9 protein-coding genes and 1 pseudogene are annotated in these 16,511 nt (G+C 43.2%); 3 read left to right on the top strand and 7 right to left on the bottom strand.

All coding sequences use genetic code 11. The annotated features are described in order from the left end of the window. Entirely contained in the window at positions 1-672 is a 672-nt protein-coding gene (locus ACE1CD_RS35390) for a metallophosphoesterase family protein (RefSeq protein WP_374827774.1), read from the top strand. Here the strand turns inward: ACE1CD_RS35390 and ACE1CD_RS35385 are convergent, their stop codons facing one another. Beyond that, a complete protein-coding gene (locus tag ACE1CD_RS35385) occupies positions 673-1,935 on the bottom strand; it encodes an FAD-dependent oxidoreductase (protein ID WP_374827773.1) in 1,263 nt (420 codons plus the stop codon). A 71-nt stretch (positions 1,936-2,006) separates the two neighbouring features. Then, positions 2,007-4,394 carry a CHAT domain-containing protein gene (locus ACE1CD_RS35380; protein WP_374827772.1) on the bottom strand — a complete coding sequence of 796 codons (2,388 nt, stop codon included), beginning with the start codon at positions 4,392-4,394 and terminating at the stop codon, positions 2,007-2,009. 129 nt (positions 4,395-4,523) lie between these two features. Between ACE1CD_RS35380 and ACE1CD_RS35375 the strand changes: the two genes are divergently transcribed. Further along, on the top strand, positions 4,524-5,825 hold the full coding sequence (locus ACE1CD_RS35375; protein ID WP_374827771.1) for an ABC transporter ATP-binding protein: 1,302 nt from the start codon (positions 4,524-4,526) through the stop codon (positions 5,823-5,825). Positions 5,826-5,859: 34 nt separating this feature from the next. On the opposite strand, the gene ACE1CD_RS35370 is transcribed toward ACE1CD_RS35375, so the two are convergent. Further along, positions 5,860-11,712: an AAA family ATPase gene (locus ACE1CD_RS35370; protein ID WP_374827770.1), complete on the bottom strand. Its 5,853-nt coding sequence runs from the start codon at positions 11,710-11,712 to the stop codon at positions 5,860-5,862. Between the two features lie 549 nt (positions 11,713-12,261). Between ACE1CD_RS35370 and ACE1CD_RS35365 the strand changes: the two genes are divergently transcribed. Beyond that, a complete protein-coding gene (locus ACE1CD_RS35365) occupies positions 12,262-12,414 on the top strand; it encodes a chlorophyll a/b-binding protein (RefSeq protein WP_374799320.1) in 153 nt (50 codons plus the stop codon). Between the two features lie 259 nt (positions 12,415-12,673). On the opposite strand, the gene rpoD is transcribed toward ACE1CD_RS35365, so the two are convergent. The 4 genes and pseudogenes from rpoD to ACE1CD_RS35345 all read right to left on the bottom strand — a co-directional run. Continuing rightward, the gene (gene rpoD, locus ACE1CD_RS35360; protein ID WP_374799322.1) at positions 12,674-13,804 is read right to left on the bottom strand and encodes an RNA polymerase sigma factor RpoD; all 1,131 of its coding nucleotides are present in this window, start codon (positions 13,802-13,804) and stop codon (positions 12,674-12,676) included. A gap of 873 nt (positions 13,805-14,677) precedes the next feature. After that, complete coding sequence (locus tag ACE1CD_RS35355; RefSeq protein WP_374799324.1) at positions 14,678-15,382, bottom strand: polysaccharide deacetylase family protein; 705 nt, start codon at positions 15,380-15,382, stop codon at positions 14,678-14,680. A 105-nt stretch (positions 15,383-15,487) separates the two neighbouring features. Next, positions 15,488-16,255: a hypothetical protein gene (locus ACE1CD_RS35350; protein WP_374827769.1), complete on the bottom strand. Its 768-nt coding sequence runs from the start codon at positions 16,253-16,255 to the stop codon at positions 15,488-15,490. 124 nt (positions 16,256-16,379) lie between these two features. Then, positions 16,380-16,511: pseudogene (locus ACE1CD_RS35345) on the bottom strand (RNA-guided endonuclease TnpB family protein); the annotation flags it as partial.

Here is a 16,511-nt window from a genome sequence, read left to right as displayed (position 1 = left end):
ATGCGTATCCTTGCTATTGGCGATATTCACGGTTGTTCGATCGCTCTCGATTCCCTCCTCGCTGCCGTAGCGCCGCAGCCAGAAGATAAAATTATTACTCTAGGCGACTACGTAGATCGCGGCCCCGATACTAAGGGCGTTATCGATCGCCTCATCGCTTTGCACGCTACCGGGCAACTTATACCTTTACGCGGCAATCACGAGCAAATAATGCTCAATTCTCGTGCAGATGGGAAGCTATTGGCGTGGCTTTCCTGGGGCGGTAAGGCAACGCTTGCTTCTTATGCGGTATCTGGGAATGGCGGAAGTTTGCAGGATATCCCGCAAAGTCATTGGGATTTTCTCGAAAATCAGTGTATAAATTGGTACGAAACGGATAAGCATTTTTTCGTACACGCAGATGCCGAACCAGATTTACCGTTAGCGGAACAACCGGAATTTGTACTGTTTTGGGGGCCGAGCGATCGACCGTTACCCCACTTTTCCGGCAAAACAATGATTCACGGTCACGATACACAAGAAAGCGGAATCCCGCTCAATTTAGGTCATGCTATTTGTATCGATACTTGGCCTGAAGGAAACGGTTGGTTAACTTGTTTAGATGTCACAAGTGGGAAAGTTTGGCAAGCAAATCAAGCGGGTCAGCAACGCCAACTTCTAATCGATCGATAATTAAGTTTTCACATGAACCGGCCAAATCCCAAAAGCGATCAACCGCGCTGGGATATCGCGCAGAATTGGCAAACGGAGAAAAGCAGGCAGTGTAAATGAAAAATTAGAGTCATTCGAGTTAAGAATGCGAGCAAAAATTTGCTGCTGAATTAAAGATTGAAATGCTTGAATAACTCGCGTTGGCAATTCGCGCTGACGCTGTACTTGGGCGAGATCCCACTCGTGCAAACTATTGCTTTTGAGGGGTTCGATCAAGTTATTTGCCGCCACGACAGCATCTTGAACCGCGTAGTTAATCCCAACTCCTCCCACTGGAGACATGACGTGTGCAGCATCCCCAATTAAAAGCAATCCGGGAAGATGCCAACGCTTAATGCGACTGGATTCGACGGAGAGAAAGGCTATTTGAGAGAAATCTTTGAGAAGTTCGATCCTATCTCCCAACTCCGGAACAACATCAACAATACTTTTTCTCAGCGCTTCTATTCCATCGGCGCGAATTTGTTGATAACCGCCTTTGGGAATAACAAAAGCTATCTGCCATTCGTCGCCGCGATCCAGCATTACTAGGATATGATTTTTACCGATGCGACCCAATCCGCCTTCGGCGTCTTGTGAAGAACGCGGTAAACGAAACCACAAAACATCCATCGGCGGCGAAGTTCCTACTGCTTCAAAACCAGCTAGTTGTCGAAGGCGAGAATGACGACCGTCTGCACCGACTGTCAGTTTTGCTCTGACTTCGTGCCAACCGCCGTGTCCGCGATATCGCACACCTTTAATTATGCCGTTTTCTGCGATTAATTCTTGTACGTTCGCACCCAAAATTAACTGAAAGTTGGGATATTGTTTCGCTGCTTCGACGATGAATTCCAGAAACTTCACTTGCGGCATCATCGTGATGAAAGGATAGTTCGTTTTGAGGCGATCGAATTTAGCGAGTTGGACTGAACCGTTTGCGGTAGTAACACCTAGCGTGCGAATTTTATTGTGCGGCAATTGCAGTAAGCGTTCTGCCAAACCGAGTTCGTCCATAATTTCCATTGTTGATGGATGAACTGTATCGCCACGAAAGTCGCGATCGAAATCTTTGTGCGTTTCCAGCAACATTACCGAAATACCTTGACGCGCCAACAGAAGCGATAACACAACTCCTGCGGGGCCACCACCAACAATGCAGCAATTCGTTTCGGTTACATCGATAATTTCGCGCTCTGGGGTTTGCGCCTCGGTTTGACTCACATTTGACATTATAGCAGTCATAAAAAAGCTCCTCAATCGATTAAAAATTAAAAAAATTATTTGCTGTAGGTGGGCAGTGCCCGCCCTACTATTTAATTACGCTCGAAACGGATGCTAACAGTACGATAATCAGTTGCCGCACTACTACCTTGAATTGTAATTGGATGACCGTTGGGCGAACCGTCGAAAACTAGCTGAAAGTTATTTGCTTCGATTCTAGTCAAAGTCGATCGCTCTGTCAGCCCTTTTTGCGTAAAAGCTTGCCGATAAAATTTAATCAGTTCTTCAATACTGAGATTGCTGCTAAAAAATACATCTACTTCGCCTTGGATAAGGCTAGAAGGAAACTCAGTGTAGTTCTTGATATTGTCAGGCAAAGGAAACACGGTATAACGCGATACAGTTGCCTGTGTAGTATTGCTGCTACTGGAAGAACTATCGCCCATGATTGTGGCAAGCGTTTTAGATGAATCAGCTTCGCCAATTAAAGTAAATGCTGCCCAATCTTTTGGTTTGGGAAATTGTTTCATAGTTTGAAGCATTGCACTTCGCAGTGCTTGCGCTTTATCCAAACCGTTTCTGAGATTTTGATAAAATGTCATCATCAATTCAGCGGTAGGACTATCGGGTATAGACCACAAGGAAACTATGACGCTGGGTATGCCTGCACTGATAAAAGAACGGGAAAGTCCGACTACACCATCGCCAGTAATTTTGCCTTTTCCTGTGTCGCAGGCACTCAAAACAACGAGTTCGGCATTTAGCTTGAGAGCAATGATTTCTCGCGCTGTGAGAAAACCATTATCGCCGGTGGATGGAGCTAAAGCAAGCGAACTGAAGACACCTGCTTCATCATCTAAAATGCCGTGAGTTGCTAAGTGAATTATTCGCGCTTGTGACATCCGCTGTTCTACAGCTAATTTACTTGCGCTGTTACCGATGATAGCTTGGGAATTAAACAGTTGTGCGATCGCTTTTGCTTCTCGTTCCGCTCCGGGTAAACTGGGTAATTGTTCGGGTGGACGCCCTGCGGGTGCTAAACTGGGCATTGTGGGATTTCCCACAACTAATACACCTTTTGCATCTTGGATGCGTTGCTGCTGCTGGTGGGTTAAATCTAAAATTTGAATTGATGGCGCTGTGAGAATTGTGTGTTTTTCAATTAAATATTTCCCGGCATTATCTTGAAGTGCGACAAAAGGAACTAAAAACAGTAAGTCTTGCGGAATAAAGGTAATGCGATCGCTCGGATTTTTTGGTAAGATATCTGCAATTGGTTCGATTAAAGTTTGATACAGTTGTTTTAATTTTGGGTTAACGAAGGAGGGATTATCTGGCGCTGCTGTGGCAGTCACTGCAACACCCCGACCTCTAACACCGATCGACTCGCGAGCATTTTGCACTAAATCTGCTAACAAAGCATTATTTCGATCTAGCTTTACCTGTCGAAATGTAATTTTACCTGTAGGTTCGATCGCCCAAATTAATAAGCCTGTAGCCCGGATATCTTTGTAATTGCTAAACTGTAAAGGTAAGTCGGGGTCGTACTCATAAGTGACTGTATATTCAACCAAAGTAGAATTCTGCGCTTTGGCAATTTGTTTGATGCGATCGAGGTTAGGTGAATCAACATTAACCTGTAATTTCGGATCGTTAACTAACCGACTCGCCAATAAGCCAGCAAAAGCGTGAGAACGTCCGCGTTCTGCTAATTCTAATGCTTCTTCTGTGCGGTTTTGCGCTACAAAAACTTGTTGCTGCCAACGCAGCAGCGCTACTTGAAATTCATATTCGCCAATGGCCGGCATTCCGGCATTCAATCGGAACAGTCGCGCCTTCTCGTAAGCATCAAAAGCAGCCGATAAAAATTTTTCCGCTTCTTTGATATTACCTAGTAGAAATAAGTTTACCCCCAGCTTTTCTAAAATTTTTGCTTTGGACAAGCTGCCGATATTCTTATCTTTCGCTTCTACTATTGCCAGCGCTTCTTTTAGTAACTCAATTGCTTTTGCGTAGTTTTTTTGGGACGAATAAATGCCGCCTAAAGCTTCTAGGGAAGCCGTTTCGCGATTGAAGGGCTCGCTGGCAAGTTCGTTAGGGTGTTGGCGGACAAATGCCAAATTATACTCGTGCAGTTCGGCAGCTTTCTGCAAATTACCCGATAGTTTATAACTTAATGCTAAAAAAGTCCGAGCTTGCCATTCTCCGTCTAAATTTCCAGACTGGTGTGCCAGTTTTAAAGCTTGTTCTAGAGTGGAAATCGATTGTTGGTAATTACCCGCTCTGCGCTGCTGAATGCCAGATTGAATCAGCGCATCAAGTTGTGATAATTGTTTGAATGAGTTGGTTGTAAGATAGCAAGTTTGACATTCATAAGTTTCTGATAACCGTTGAAATTGTTTTGAATTTTCCGCTTTAACTGTAGCAGTTACCCACAGAGAAGTAAGCAGTACTGTACTGGCGATAATTTTTAGTTTCATCTCAAAGCTCCGGGTCGCCACCCGCCATACCCGCTCAGGTTGGCACTAAGTTGTTTACTGAAATTTTGAAGGATACATAATAAGATAGTACTTGGCAAAGACAGTTATGGCGCAGGCTGGAAATTTACTGTGGCACAGGTTGTTCTAGAAAATGTCTACAAAAGCTTTTCAGGTCGAAAAGGTGAGAAAGCGATCGACAAAACAGAAAAGTTCGGTCAGGAGGTAGAATTATTAGCTCTCCCAGAGGCGTTGCACGCCACGTCTGCACAGAGTCCGGAACAAGCTGTCTTGCGGCGCATCAACCTAACAGTGAAAGATGGCGAATTTATGGTATTGGTGGGGCCATCGGGTTGCGGTAAAAGTACGCTGCTGCGTTCGATCGCTGGTTTGGAGGAGTTGACTGGCGGTAATATCTGGGTGGGCGATCGCTTGGTGAACGATTTGCCACCTAAAGAACGAGACATCGCGATGGTGTTTCAAAATTACGCTCTCTATCCCCATATGACAGTCTATGACAATATTGCTTTTGGGCTGCGGCGGATGAGTGGGGGAGAAATAACTGAAAATTCTTTACCGTTGTGGGCAGAAAATTTGTTGGTGGGAATGACGCGATCGCTTCCCAAAAAACTAAAATATCTGACGGAGCGAGAGAAAGCGATCGACGCGCAAGTGCGTGTTGTCGCTGAGTTATTGCAAATCGAACCTCTGCTGGATCGACTGCCAAAACAGCTTTCTGGAGGACAAAGGCAGCGGGTAGCATTGGGACGAGCGATCGCTCGCAATCCGCAAGTTTTTTTGATGGATGAACCGCTTTCTAACTTAGATGCCAAACTCAGATCGGAAACTCGCGCTCAAATAGTGAAGTTGCAGCGGCAGTTGGGTACTACAACGATCTACGTTACTCACGATCAAACGGAAGCGATGACGATGGGCGATCGCATTGCGGTGATGAATCGAGGTCAAATTCAGCAACTGGCGCATCCTTTAGAATTATACAACCGCCCTGCGAACCGATTTGTTGCCGAATTCATTGGCTCGCCTCCCATGAATTTTCTGCCGGTACAGTTTCAAGCACCTCTACTGATTACCCATCCCCAGTCACAGTTCCGCCTCACCTTACCGGATATCTGGCAACGAGCGTTGCAAGGGTACGATCGTCGTCCCCTGATTTTGGGCATCCGTCCGGAACACCTCAACTTGAGTTTACCAGCCCCAAAAAACTTGCAGGTGCGGGTAGATTTAGTGGAAGCGTTGGGTAACGAGACCGTTCTCTCCGTTCATTTGCTGGAAACTTCTGCCCTATCTACCTTCCAAGTGCGTATTGCGCCCGATCGACCTGTGCGTCTTGGCGAGGAGCTTTGGCTGTCGATCGCACCCGATAAAATTCATCTATTTGATTCAGAAACCGAGATGGCCATCTGGCCTCGCTAAACTGGAAAGAAACAAGCAAGAGGGATAAATCGTTCTATTTTCGCGGTTTAATCGGAAGTGCGATCGCAAACTCCGCTCCCTCTCCGGGTGCGGAAATACAACTTAGCTGTCCGCCGTGTTTTTCTACTACAATTTGATAGCAAATCGACAATCCCAAACCAGTACCACTTCCGACTGGTTTCGTCGTAAAAAACGGGTCAAATATCTTACTAAGCACATCCTCACTCATACCAGCACCATTATCAGCTATTGTAATTTTCACATAGTCAGAATCAGTTACCTCGGTACGAATGCAAATCTGCGGATTTTGGACTGAGTAATTTTTATTATTTGGCTCTTTCAGTGCATCGTTCGCGAAGCGTGACTTTAAAGAGTCAATCGCATTAGTCAAAATATTCACAAACACCTGATTCATCTGAGAAGCATAACAAGTCACCAATGGCAATTTCCCATACTCTTTAATCACCTTAATCTCAGACTTCCCAGCCATTTCTTTGAGCCGATGCTGCAAAATTAAGAGAGTGCTATCAATCCCTTCGTGAATATCCACCGCCTTCATATCTGCTTCATCCAACCGCGAGAAATTCCGCAAACTAAGGACGATAGTCCGGATGCGATCGGCCCCATTTTTCATCGAACCCATCAGTTTTTGCAAGTCTTCTACCAGGAATTCCAGGTCGATTTCTTCAGTAGTATCTAATATCTTATCTGTCGGATTGGGATAGGTTTGCTGGTACAAACGAATCAGCTTTAACAAGTCTTGAACGTATTGTGACGCTGGAGTAAAATTACTGTAAATAAAGCTTACCGGGTTATTAATTTCGTGAGCAATACCTGCCACCATCTGCCCCAAACTCGACATTTTTTCCGTTTGAATTAGCTGAGATTGAGTGCGTTTAAGTTCCTGTAGCGTTTGTCTTAATTGTGCCTCAGATTCTTGCAGTGCTATCTCTGCTAACTTCCGTTCCGTAATATCTAGTACAGTGCCGAAAATCTTAATAACTTCGCCCGACTCATTTAAAGTCGCCTGCGTCTTAGCAAAAATATATCTTACACAACCATCAGTTCCCAAAAGCCGATACTCAATTTCATAACTTTCTCCTGTATTAATAATTCTTTCTACCTGTTTTTCAACAAAACTCCTATCATCAGGATGAATGAGTTGAAGATATTGCCATGTATCCGGTTTACCTTGGTTTGGATTAAGTCGGTGGATTCTGAACATTTCTTCAGACCAAGGTGCTTCTTGTGTGACCAAATTAAACTCCCAACTGCCGAGATGTGCCAGTTTTTGAGCTTCGGCAAGACTGGCTTCTTTAGCTTTTAATTCCTGCGTTCGCTCTTGTACTTTTTGTTCTAGATTGGCATAAAGTAGAGCATTTTCTAACGAAATAGCTGCTTGAGAAGAAAGCAGTCTTAAAACTTCTAATCTATCTGGTGTAAATGCTCCGTCGGTTAAGTTATTTTCCAAGTAAAGAATAGCGATAAGTTTTCCTTGATTAATGATGGGAGTGCATAATACAGATTTTAATTTATTTGACATAATATAAGGGTCTGTGGTGAATGATCCTTGACGCGCTGCATCGCTTAAAAGCACGGATGAGCAAGTTCTTTCTACATAATTAATCACTGTTTTAGGTAAATTTTGACTAACATCGATCGGGAGAGATTGTAACACCGTCACTTCTGTCGAATCTACGCTTAATGATGCTTCGATTAATAGCTTTCCATCTTTCGACAAGATCAGAAAGCCATTTGTTGCTCCAGCGTTTTCGATCGTAATTTTCATCAAAGAAGCTAGCAATTTATCTAACACGATTTCGCTGGCGATCGATTGCGATGCTTTCATCACCGTTGCCAAATCTAGCACTGACGAACTATTGTTTCCAGTTGTAGTTGAAAAATTTGTTTTGTTAGCAATCGTTTGATTGGTAGTATTTTCAGACTTTTTATGTAATAATTGAGTATATCGCTTATCTAAATCATTTATCTTTGCAGTTGCACCCCATCTGAGATAGCAATAACGAGCTTCCTGCATATAAAATTGCGCGAGTTTGATTTTATTACGCAATAAATAAAATTTGGCTGCTAGTTCGTTAGCCAATGCTTCTTCATTGATGAATTCGTTTTCTTTGGCGAAGTAAATAGCGCGATCGTACAAATCTCTTGCTTTCGCATCTTCACCGAGAACTCGATACTTTTCTGCTTCTACCAGACAAAATTTATGCAAATAGTTTAACGGAGAATGATGCGCCCATTTCTTCATTTTTTGCTGATTGGCTGTCACTCTGGAGAGGATACGCTTTTGTTCCCGCTTGTCAAAATTATGAAACACCGCCAGACGGGACAGAGAATCATAAAAATAAAATAATGGGACTTCAGGCAGTCCCAGCACAGCGTCTAAATACTTTTCTAGGATGGCTGCATTTTTAACAGCTTCAGCGTACTCACCAAATAAATAAAAGAGCCTGAGTTTGTTTATATATAAGAAGTAAATAGCGGTTCGATTATTAGTTTGCTGATGAATTGGTAGCATAGCCTCCTCGACATAAGATTCACCAGCGATACAGCACGGATTTTCCGAACGCCCCAATAAGTTTAAAACTGTTTGGTGATATATTTTAATGTAATCAAGACCTGTTCCCTGTTTTAACTGACTTATAATTTTACTATAGGCGTCTATATCCCGTTCAATATTTGTTAATTCCTTGCCCAGGAAATATGAATAATACGAGTAGATACATAACGAATATGTAGCATATTCTAAATCTCCTCCTTCCAATCCGCTTTGATAAGCTTCCAGTAAAGGTTTTAATGAAGAATTAAGATGCTCTTTCCAATGATTGACAGCGCCATGAATTACATTGAACGTTCTAGGTTTGATATTGTTAGCATTTAATCGCGACACCAAATTTAAAGCTAATTGCCCAAATTTATATCCAGAATCAATGTCTCTCATTACCCCGCAGAGAATTAAACCGTAAACTGCATAGGCATAGGCTGAGTCAGAAGTATTGCCATATTTAAGCGATAAATTCACTTGTTTAAATACAATCAGCACCATTAGTTCGGGATATACGAAATAGGTGGCAGTAACTATACTCGACAAAATACGCATTGCCGCTAATTTGATGGGTTCGGTCATTATCGGCAATTTTATTAATTCCTCAATTTTTTTTCTAAATAAAGCTAATTTGGTTTCTAGCAATCCAAGCAAAATATCTACTTTTTTCGGCTTTTCAGGCAACCTCACTCCCAATAATTTTAAAACTTGTAGCGCTGTTTTTACCGCTTCTAATAACTTATTTTGTGCGATCGAAGCTTGGATTTTTACTTCATATATTTTCACTTTGTCTAGCAACATCTGTGCTTCTTGCAGTACCACCTCAGCTAATCTGTCCACCTCCTCAAAATTACCGCTGAGGTACGCCGCCTCTGCTGTTTCCACGTACAGCGCCAGCGTCAGATTATAGTGTGTTTGCCAACTAGATCTAGCTTCAGAGTCGAGAAATCCGGTTTGTTTGTCCGGGGATTTAAGCAGTTTTATACCGATTTTGAGATAATCAAAGGCAGGTTGATATGCCGCTGATGCCTTAGCTTTTTTGCCAGCAATGAAATTCAATTCGGCAAGTTCGTCTCGTTCTGACTGTGCATTAATTAATTCGACACCGAAGTTAAGTTGATTGACCAGATCGAATATTTTCTGTTCTCTCTCAGAGTCAGGAGTATTTTCCAGCAGCAGTTTCCCTATTCGCCAGTGAAAAGCTTGCTTGCTGGATGCGGGAATCAGGGCATAAGCTGCTTGCTGAATGCGATCGTGTGCAAATTTGTATACCGATAACAGGTAATCGGTAATCGGTAATCGGTCATGGAAAAATTCTCTAAAAGTTAATTGCACATCTCCCGCATTGCCAACAGGTAACACCAAACATTCTGAAACAGCTTCCCACAGATCGGCTGCTGTTTCTCCGAGAGATTTTTCATAGACGATCGCCAACGTTTGCAAATCAAATTGATTGCCAATACAAGCTGCCAGTTGCAACGCTTGTTGGGTAGTTTGCGACAATTTTTGAATTTTTTCTGCCAGCAGTTCGACAATATTTTCAGTAAAACCTTGCGCTGCAATCCTCTCTATAGACCACTGCCAACTGCCCTGTTGATAATCAAATTCTATCAGCTTTTCCCCATAAAGCGATTTCAAAAATTCATTGATAAAAAATGGATTTCCTTTCGTCCGTTCCAGCACCAACTCGGCCAAGGAAATCGAACTAGAGAAAGTGCAGTGAAGCGTATCTGAAATTAACAGATTAACGTTTGCTAAGTCCAAAGGTTCGAGGAATATATGATTTACCAGCGTTCCGGCTTTTTGAATTTCATCTAATGTTAATATCAACGGATGAGCGGCACTCACTTCATTGTCACGACACGCGCCTATTATAAATAATCCTGTTGTAGTCGTTGCCATCAGCAGTTCGAGCAATTTCAAACTAGCGGTATCTGCCCACTGTAAATCGTCGATAAAAATTACCAGCGGATGTTCTACTTTGGCAAATACGTTAATAAAGTTTTGAAATACTAAATTTAAGCGATTTTGTGCTTCCGCTGGGGGCAAATTTACCGCTGTTGGTTGCTTTCCGATAATCAGTTCTACTTCCGGAATTAAATTAATAATTACTTGACCGTTTGTTCCCAAGGCAGCTTTTAGCTTCTGTCGCCATCCGTTAAGCTGCGTTTCGCTTTCAGTTAAAAGTTGCCGCACTAAATCCGAGAAAGCACTGACGATCGCGCTGTAGGGAATATTGCGCTGAAACTGGTCGAATTTCCCTGCAATAAAATAGCCTTTTCGTTTGGTAATCGGTTTATAAATTTCCTGAACTAAAGATGTTTTCCCGATGCCGGAATAGCCAGACACCAGCATGATTTCGCTGCTACCTTGAATAACTCGTTCAAATGTCTCGATTAAATTCTTAATTTGTTCTTCTCTGCCATATATTTTTTGCGGAATCTGAAACTTGTCAGAAATATCTTTTCTACCGATCGCGAATTCGCTTATCTTGCCGTTCCGTTCTAATTGAGCCAAACATTCTTCTAAATCTGCTTTTAATCCGTAAGCGCTTTGATATCTTTCTTCGGCAGTTTTGGCTAACAGTTTCATCACTATATCCGAAACTGGTTTGGGAATTTCCGAATTCACTTCACAGGGAGGTACTGGCTGTTTGGCAATGTGACAGTGTACTAATGCGATCGCATCCTCAGCATCACAAGGCAATTGTCCTGTCAGCAGTTCGTAAAAGGTAACACCCAGAGAGTAATAATCTGTGTGGTAATCCAGCGATCGATTCATTCTGCCAGTTTGTTCTGGTGATATATAAGCTAACGTTCCTTCCAAAACATTCGGATTTTTAATCGTAGGATTTTCCCTAGTCAATACTGTGGAAATATCAAAATCGATTAATTTGATAATACCCGTTTCTAAGTTTAAAACGATATTGGCTGGATTAATATCTTTATGGATGACATTCTGCTGGTGTAACTCCCCTAAGCATGAGGTAATTTTAATGGCTATTTGCAAACTTTCCGCCAAAGTAAATGTTCTACTTGCCATCAATTTTTTTAATGATACTCCGCCGAAATCCTCCAAGATAATGACGGGAGTGTTTTCATATTTCTGGAAGTCATAACCTCTGACAATACCATCTAGGTTCAGATGGCTGATAATTTCATATTCGTGCTTATATCTGCGTATTTCCTCCTGAGTTGGATATTCTTTTTTAAGGACTTTGAGAATCACTTGTAAATTGTCACAATTTCGTATCCCGCGATACACAATCGAATTGACGCTTTCATCAACTTTTGCTAAAATCTGAAAACCTGAAAGAATTAACATGATTGTGTAAAAATGTTAATCAAAAAATTTGCTTAATATTATTTTTGCAAATATCCCATAAAAATTGGCTTCTTTAGCAATAAATGTATAAAAAATCCAGCCGAAACCTGCCTCTATTCAAGGGCTACTTCATTGTTGTCAAACAAAATTGATGGGCAGGGGGCAGGAGGGCAGGAGAGCGGGAATAAGGGAAAGGGAGAGGGAAAAGGGAAAGGGAAGAGAATTTCAGATTTTAGATTTCAGATTTCAAATTTTGATAAATCTGAAATTTGAAATTTGAAATCTCCCGCTCCCCTGCGCCCCGGCCCCCCGCCCCCAATGCAGAGACTTGGACTATAAAAAAATTATTGTTAAATTTTATTGGTAATATATTTTAATTTTTTTTATTAATTTTTTAAATTTTTTATAAATTTTAAATTTTAAATTTTAAATCTCCCGCTCCCCTGCTCCCCTGCCCCCCGCCCCTTATGCAGAGACTTGCACTTTTACCAAGTTATTGTTATATTTATTTACAGGTGTTAACAAAACGTTACTAGCGGAGTTCGGACTATGCAAGCTCAAGATCGCAACGATGTTAAGTTCGGTTTTACTCCCCAAGCCGAAAATTGGAACGGTCGTCTGGCCATGATTGGCTTTATCGCTGCCTTAATAACTGAACTTGTCACTGGCCAAGGCGTGCTGCACTTTTTAGGTCTCATATAATTTTTGGGTTCTTCATTTCTCCGGTAATTTAATCAAAAATGTCTGGGAGTCAAGCAAAGGGCTCCCAGCTTTTTATAGCTAGGGCGTCGGGCGTCGGGCGTCGGGCGTCGGGGAAGAATGGCGTCGAATCAAGGGTTTGGTGGAATTAAGAATGTCCTAACAGACGAGAGCGGTTGCTATATTTGTTTGCCAAAAGCAAAGCTGTAGGAGTAATTCATGAATTACTCCTACAGCTAATCGCACGGCCAACAATTTTTTGCTAACGAATATATTCTTTGAGAATGCTATTGCGGTTGGGATGGCGCAATTTGCGAAGCGCCTTAGCTTCAATTTGACGAATTCGTTCGCGAGTGACGTTGAAAATCTGGCCTATTTCCTCCAGAGTCTTCATACGTCCGTCATCCAAGCCATAGCGGAGTCGTAAAACATCGCGTTCGCGTGGGCTCAAAGTATCGAGGACGCTTTCCAAATCTTCTCGAAGCAGATTCTTAGAAACTTGATCTTCTGGTGTTTCGCCATCGGATTCAATAAAATCGCCCAGTCGGGAATCTTCTTCTTTACCGATCGGCGTTTCCAGAGAAATGGGTAGTTGAGCTGATTTAGCGATGAAACGCAACTTCTCGATGGTCATTTCCATACGAGTGGCGATTTCTTCTTCAGTGGGTTTGCGACCCATTTCTTGAGAAAGCAACTTAGTGGTTTTCTTAATCCGGGATATAGTTTCGTACAGATGAACGGGCAAGCGAATAGTACGAGATTGATCGGCGATTGCCCGCGTAATCGCCTGACGAATCCACCAAGTTGCGTAGGTGGAGAACTTATAGCCTTTTTCGTGATCGAACTTTTCAGCTGCTCGAATTAAACCGAGGCTGCCTTCTTGGATTAAATCCTGAAAAGACAGCCCCCGATTCATATATTTTTTGGCGATCGAAACTACCAAACGAAGGTTAGATTGTACCATCTTATCCTTCGCCCGCCGACCGACATGAAGGCGATGACGGAATGCTGGCAACTGCATATTGACGGCTTGGGCCCATTCGCTGTCATGCGGATCTCGATCGAGGTCATCGGAGAGTTTTTCCCGAATCCGCTCCAATTCGAGTAAATCCGCAATTTTTCGCGCCAGTTCGATTTCTTCATCTGCCCGCAAGAGCCTAATTCGGCCAATTTCTTGCAAATAAAGGCGAATTGAGTCTTCTGTATAGTGCTTTTTCTTGGCTTGAGATCGACGACGGGTAGAGCGAACCTTACCAGGCTTCCCGTCGTCTTCTTCTGTTGAAACCTCTTCTAGAAAATCTTCTCGACCTGCTTCTTCCTCAAATATAAATTCGAGTTCAAGATCGTTAATAGGCTGATCGAGGGTTTCTAATACGTTGTTAGCCTGGGTCATGCCGCGTTCCTCATGCTCCTTTGGGTTAACAAATCAACAACTAAAGATGGTTAAGAATCGAGATCCCCATTTTCTAGCCAGTAGCGCACCGGATAAGCCTTAAATACTATATCTATGGTTTACTGACTGGGGGAAAAACACAGTGCTTCCCAGCGAAAAAAATTTTCTTATCTGGAAGCGCAATCGATAACTTTGCAGTTGGGTCTGGCAAAGATCTTTCCGATTGTAGCCTTTCTCACAGAAATTGCACGCAGTTTTTCATAAGATCCATGCTATTTTTTCATCTTCTCTATCAATCTGGAAAACAATTCGAGATTCTGCTTTTGCACCAAAGCCAAAAGGCCGATCGTGCAAAGCAGTGGAATAGGCTGGAAAATGCTGGATAATTCGATCTGCGTTGACAAAAAACAAAAGTTCAGACGAACTGTACCCATCGAATTCTATAGGCTTCGTTGGGCTTTCCTATTGTCTGTTTAACTGCGATTAAGGCTGGAAAAATTTCTGCACCCATCTTTTGTCGATTTCCTTAAATTAGCTAGGAGTAGCGTTCGCCATCTGTCAAGCCAGTTCGGTTTACTGTATTTTTCCCGTTTTTTGGTGTCTGGTGGGGAAGGGTTTAACTGGATATCTCGCCTGGACAGCAGACTGGAAGGTTAAACCCGCACCTGAAAAGCTGGTATCCCGGCAGTAGTTACTTTGGATGGAAATCCATCCTACGCAAGCCATTGGGGAGAGATTTTACGTTAAACTGATAAGTTTCAGTCCAGATAGACTTGACAAATGGCTGAAGTACTCATCTGACATTCTAATGAACTAATCTCTGATATGACAGCTAGTAGAGAAGAGAAATTAACAATTCTCTGACTAAACTGCTTAGCTTACCCGGCGAAGGGGGTAGGAGATTTGCTGCCATAGCCGATCGACTGTAACAAATTTCAGTCCAAGTTGTAGTAGAAGCTCAATAATTTGGGCAGTCGTTTCGGCGACATCTTGTCCACCGCAAGCACCATCGTGCAAAACAATTAGAGAACCGTTGCGAACCTGTCGTAACACGCGCTGTACCACAACAGAAACTCCAGGTCGCACCCAATCTTCCGGAACCACACTCCACATCACGGGACGATAGTTCCACTTACGCAACCACTTCAAGGTTTGGGGTGTAAACATCCCGTTAGGAGGTCGAACATCGCGGACTTGTTTGCAGACATCCTCTAAATCTAACTCGCAGGCATTGGCGATCGCGATTTGGGTTTGTGACAAACTCCATCGGAGAGAGTCGGGAGAGAGACTGGGAAAAATGCGATGATCGTAACCGTGCAAACCAACCCAGTGACCCCGCCGATAAACCTCCTTAGCGATATCTGGTGTTCGATTTACGCAAGCACCCAACCAAAAGAAACTGGCTGTGATGTTGTAGCGATCTAACACTTCCAACAGTTGCGGTGTCCACTGTGGGTGGGGGCCATCGTCAAAGGTAAGAGCTACATAGGGTTGTTCGACAGATCCCGCCCAAAGACAGTTGTTAAAGGTAGGCTTGAGAATTTGGTAGGCAATGGGATAAAGTGGAGCGAATTGCATACAGGCTTGAGAAAGGGAGATAAGGAGATGGGGAGATAGCGAGAAATTAACATTCCTGGATTCTCCCCAGTCACAGCTGGCAGATCGGCAATTACCAATGATTGATTAGGTAATGCGGCGTGACTTAGCAGAACAGTTTAGATCTGCTGGGATTGAGAAAAGTCGATCGCCACCAGCGATCTGTGGAAGATTGTCAAATGCTTGCAAACCATCAAGAACCGCATCCCGGATCGTCGCTTCTGACTCTTGAGAAAGCATGATGCGAAAATAGTCTGCGATCGTCTGTTGCTGACCTTTGTCATATTTAGTTCCCAAACGTGTCAGATGCCGAACCGCGATCAGACGTTTGAGGGGATTAGTATCGGTCAGTTCTGCCAGCATTCGATCGAGCTTTGCTTCATCTCTCAAAACTTGCCGTCCAAATATTTGCCAAAGCAGCAATACTAAAATTGTCAGCGTACCCAAGCCTTGCAGCATAGCACCAGCACCGATCCAAGCACTATTGCTATCAGATCCGATCGAGATTGCCATATAGCTGCTGAGGGTAGCAAGTCCGCCGGTGCCGACTGCGATGGTTAATTGACGGTTAGCGCCTCCAAATATGCGGCGCAACGAAGATCGATACAATTGCCAGTCCCACACTTGCAGTCGATAGACAAACCACATTACCAGCACGCCAACACTGGTAGCCAAACATAGCTTCCAGTGCCAAAACAGCATGGCGATCGCTGCACTCAAACCCAAAAACCAGAATCCCAAACTCCCAAAATACCGACCCGAAAGCCATTTGAAGGCTCTACTTTTGAATTCTGGAAGCGACGAGTCTGGTATTTGGCTGACAAGTTGCTGCCACCAAAACGAAGCCTGTGCCACGTTGCTTACCTGTTAACAATGAATAAGTGGTGAACTACCACACACTAAATACTACTGGGTTATCGAATACCACAAAAGCAGCATACCCGATCGTAATTATGACAAACGAAATGCACTGATACATTTACGCGACATCATTCCGGGCATTCCCGGACAATGCAACGATAGCACTATCACGATCGAAAGTGATAGCGGCGGTATCCCGCAAAGCTTTCAGGAGAATCCCGAAAGCACCATTCCAATCCCTTGGTAGCGT

Origin of the sequence: Aerosakkonema sp. BLCC-F183 (assembly GCF_041929145.1) — a bacterium.
Taxonomy (GTDB): Bacteria; Cyanobacteriota; Cyanobacteriia; order Cyanobacteriales; family Aerosakkonemataceae; genus Aerosakkonema.
This window is presented reverse-complemented; position numbering and strand designations above follow the sequence as displayed.

Coding starts and splice junctions, on each gene's coding strand:
- ACE1CD_RS35380 (WP_374827772.1), bottom strand. CDS start 4,394: ATGAAACTAAAAATTATCGCCAGTACAGTACTGCTTACTTCTCTGTGG.
- ACE1CD_RS35370 (WP_374827770.1), bottom strand. CDS start 11,712: ATGTTAATTCTTTCAGGTTTTCAGATTTTAGCAAAAGTTGATGAAAGC.
- rpoD (WP_374799322.1), bottom strand. CDS start 13,804: ATGACCCAGGCTAACAACGTATTAGAAACCCTCGATCAGCCTATTAAC.
- ACE1CD_RS35385 (WP_374827773.1), bottom strand. CDS start 1,935: ATGACTGCTATAATGTCAAATGTGAGTCAAACCGAGGCGCAAACCCCA.
- ACE1CD_RS35390 (WP_374827774.1), top strand. CDS start 1: ATGCGTATCCTTGCTATTGGCGATATTCACGGTTGTTCGATCGCTCTC.
- ACE1CD_RS35365 (WP_374799320.1), top strand. CDS start 12,262: ATGCAAGCTCAAGATCGCAACGATGTTAAGTTCGGTTTTACTCCCCAA.
- ACE1CD_RS35355 (WP_374799324.1), bottom strand. CDS start 15,382: ATGCAATTCGCTCCACTTTATCCCATTGCCTACCAAATTCTCAAGCCT.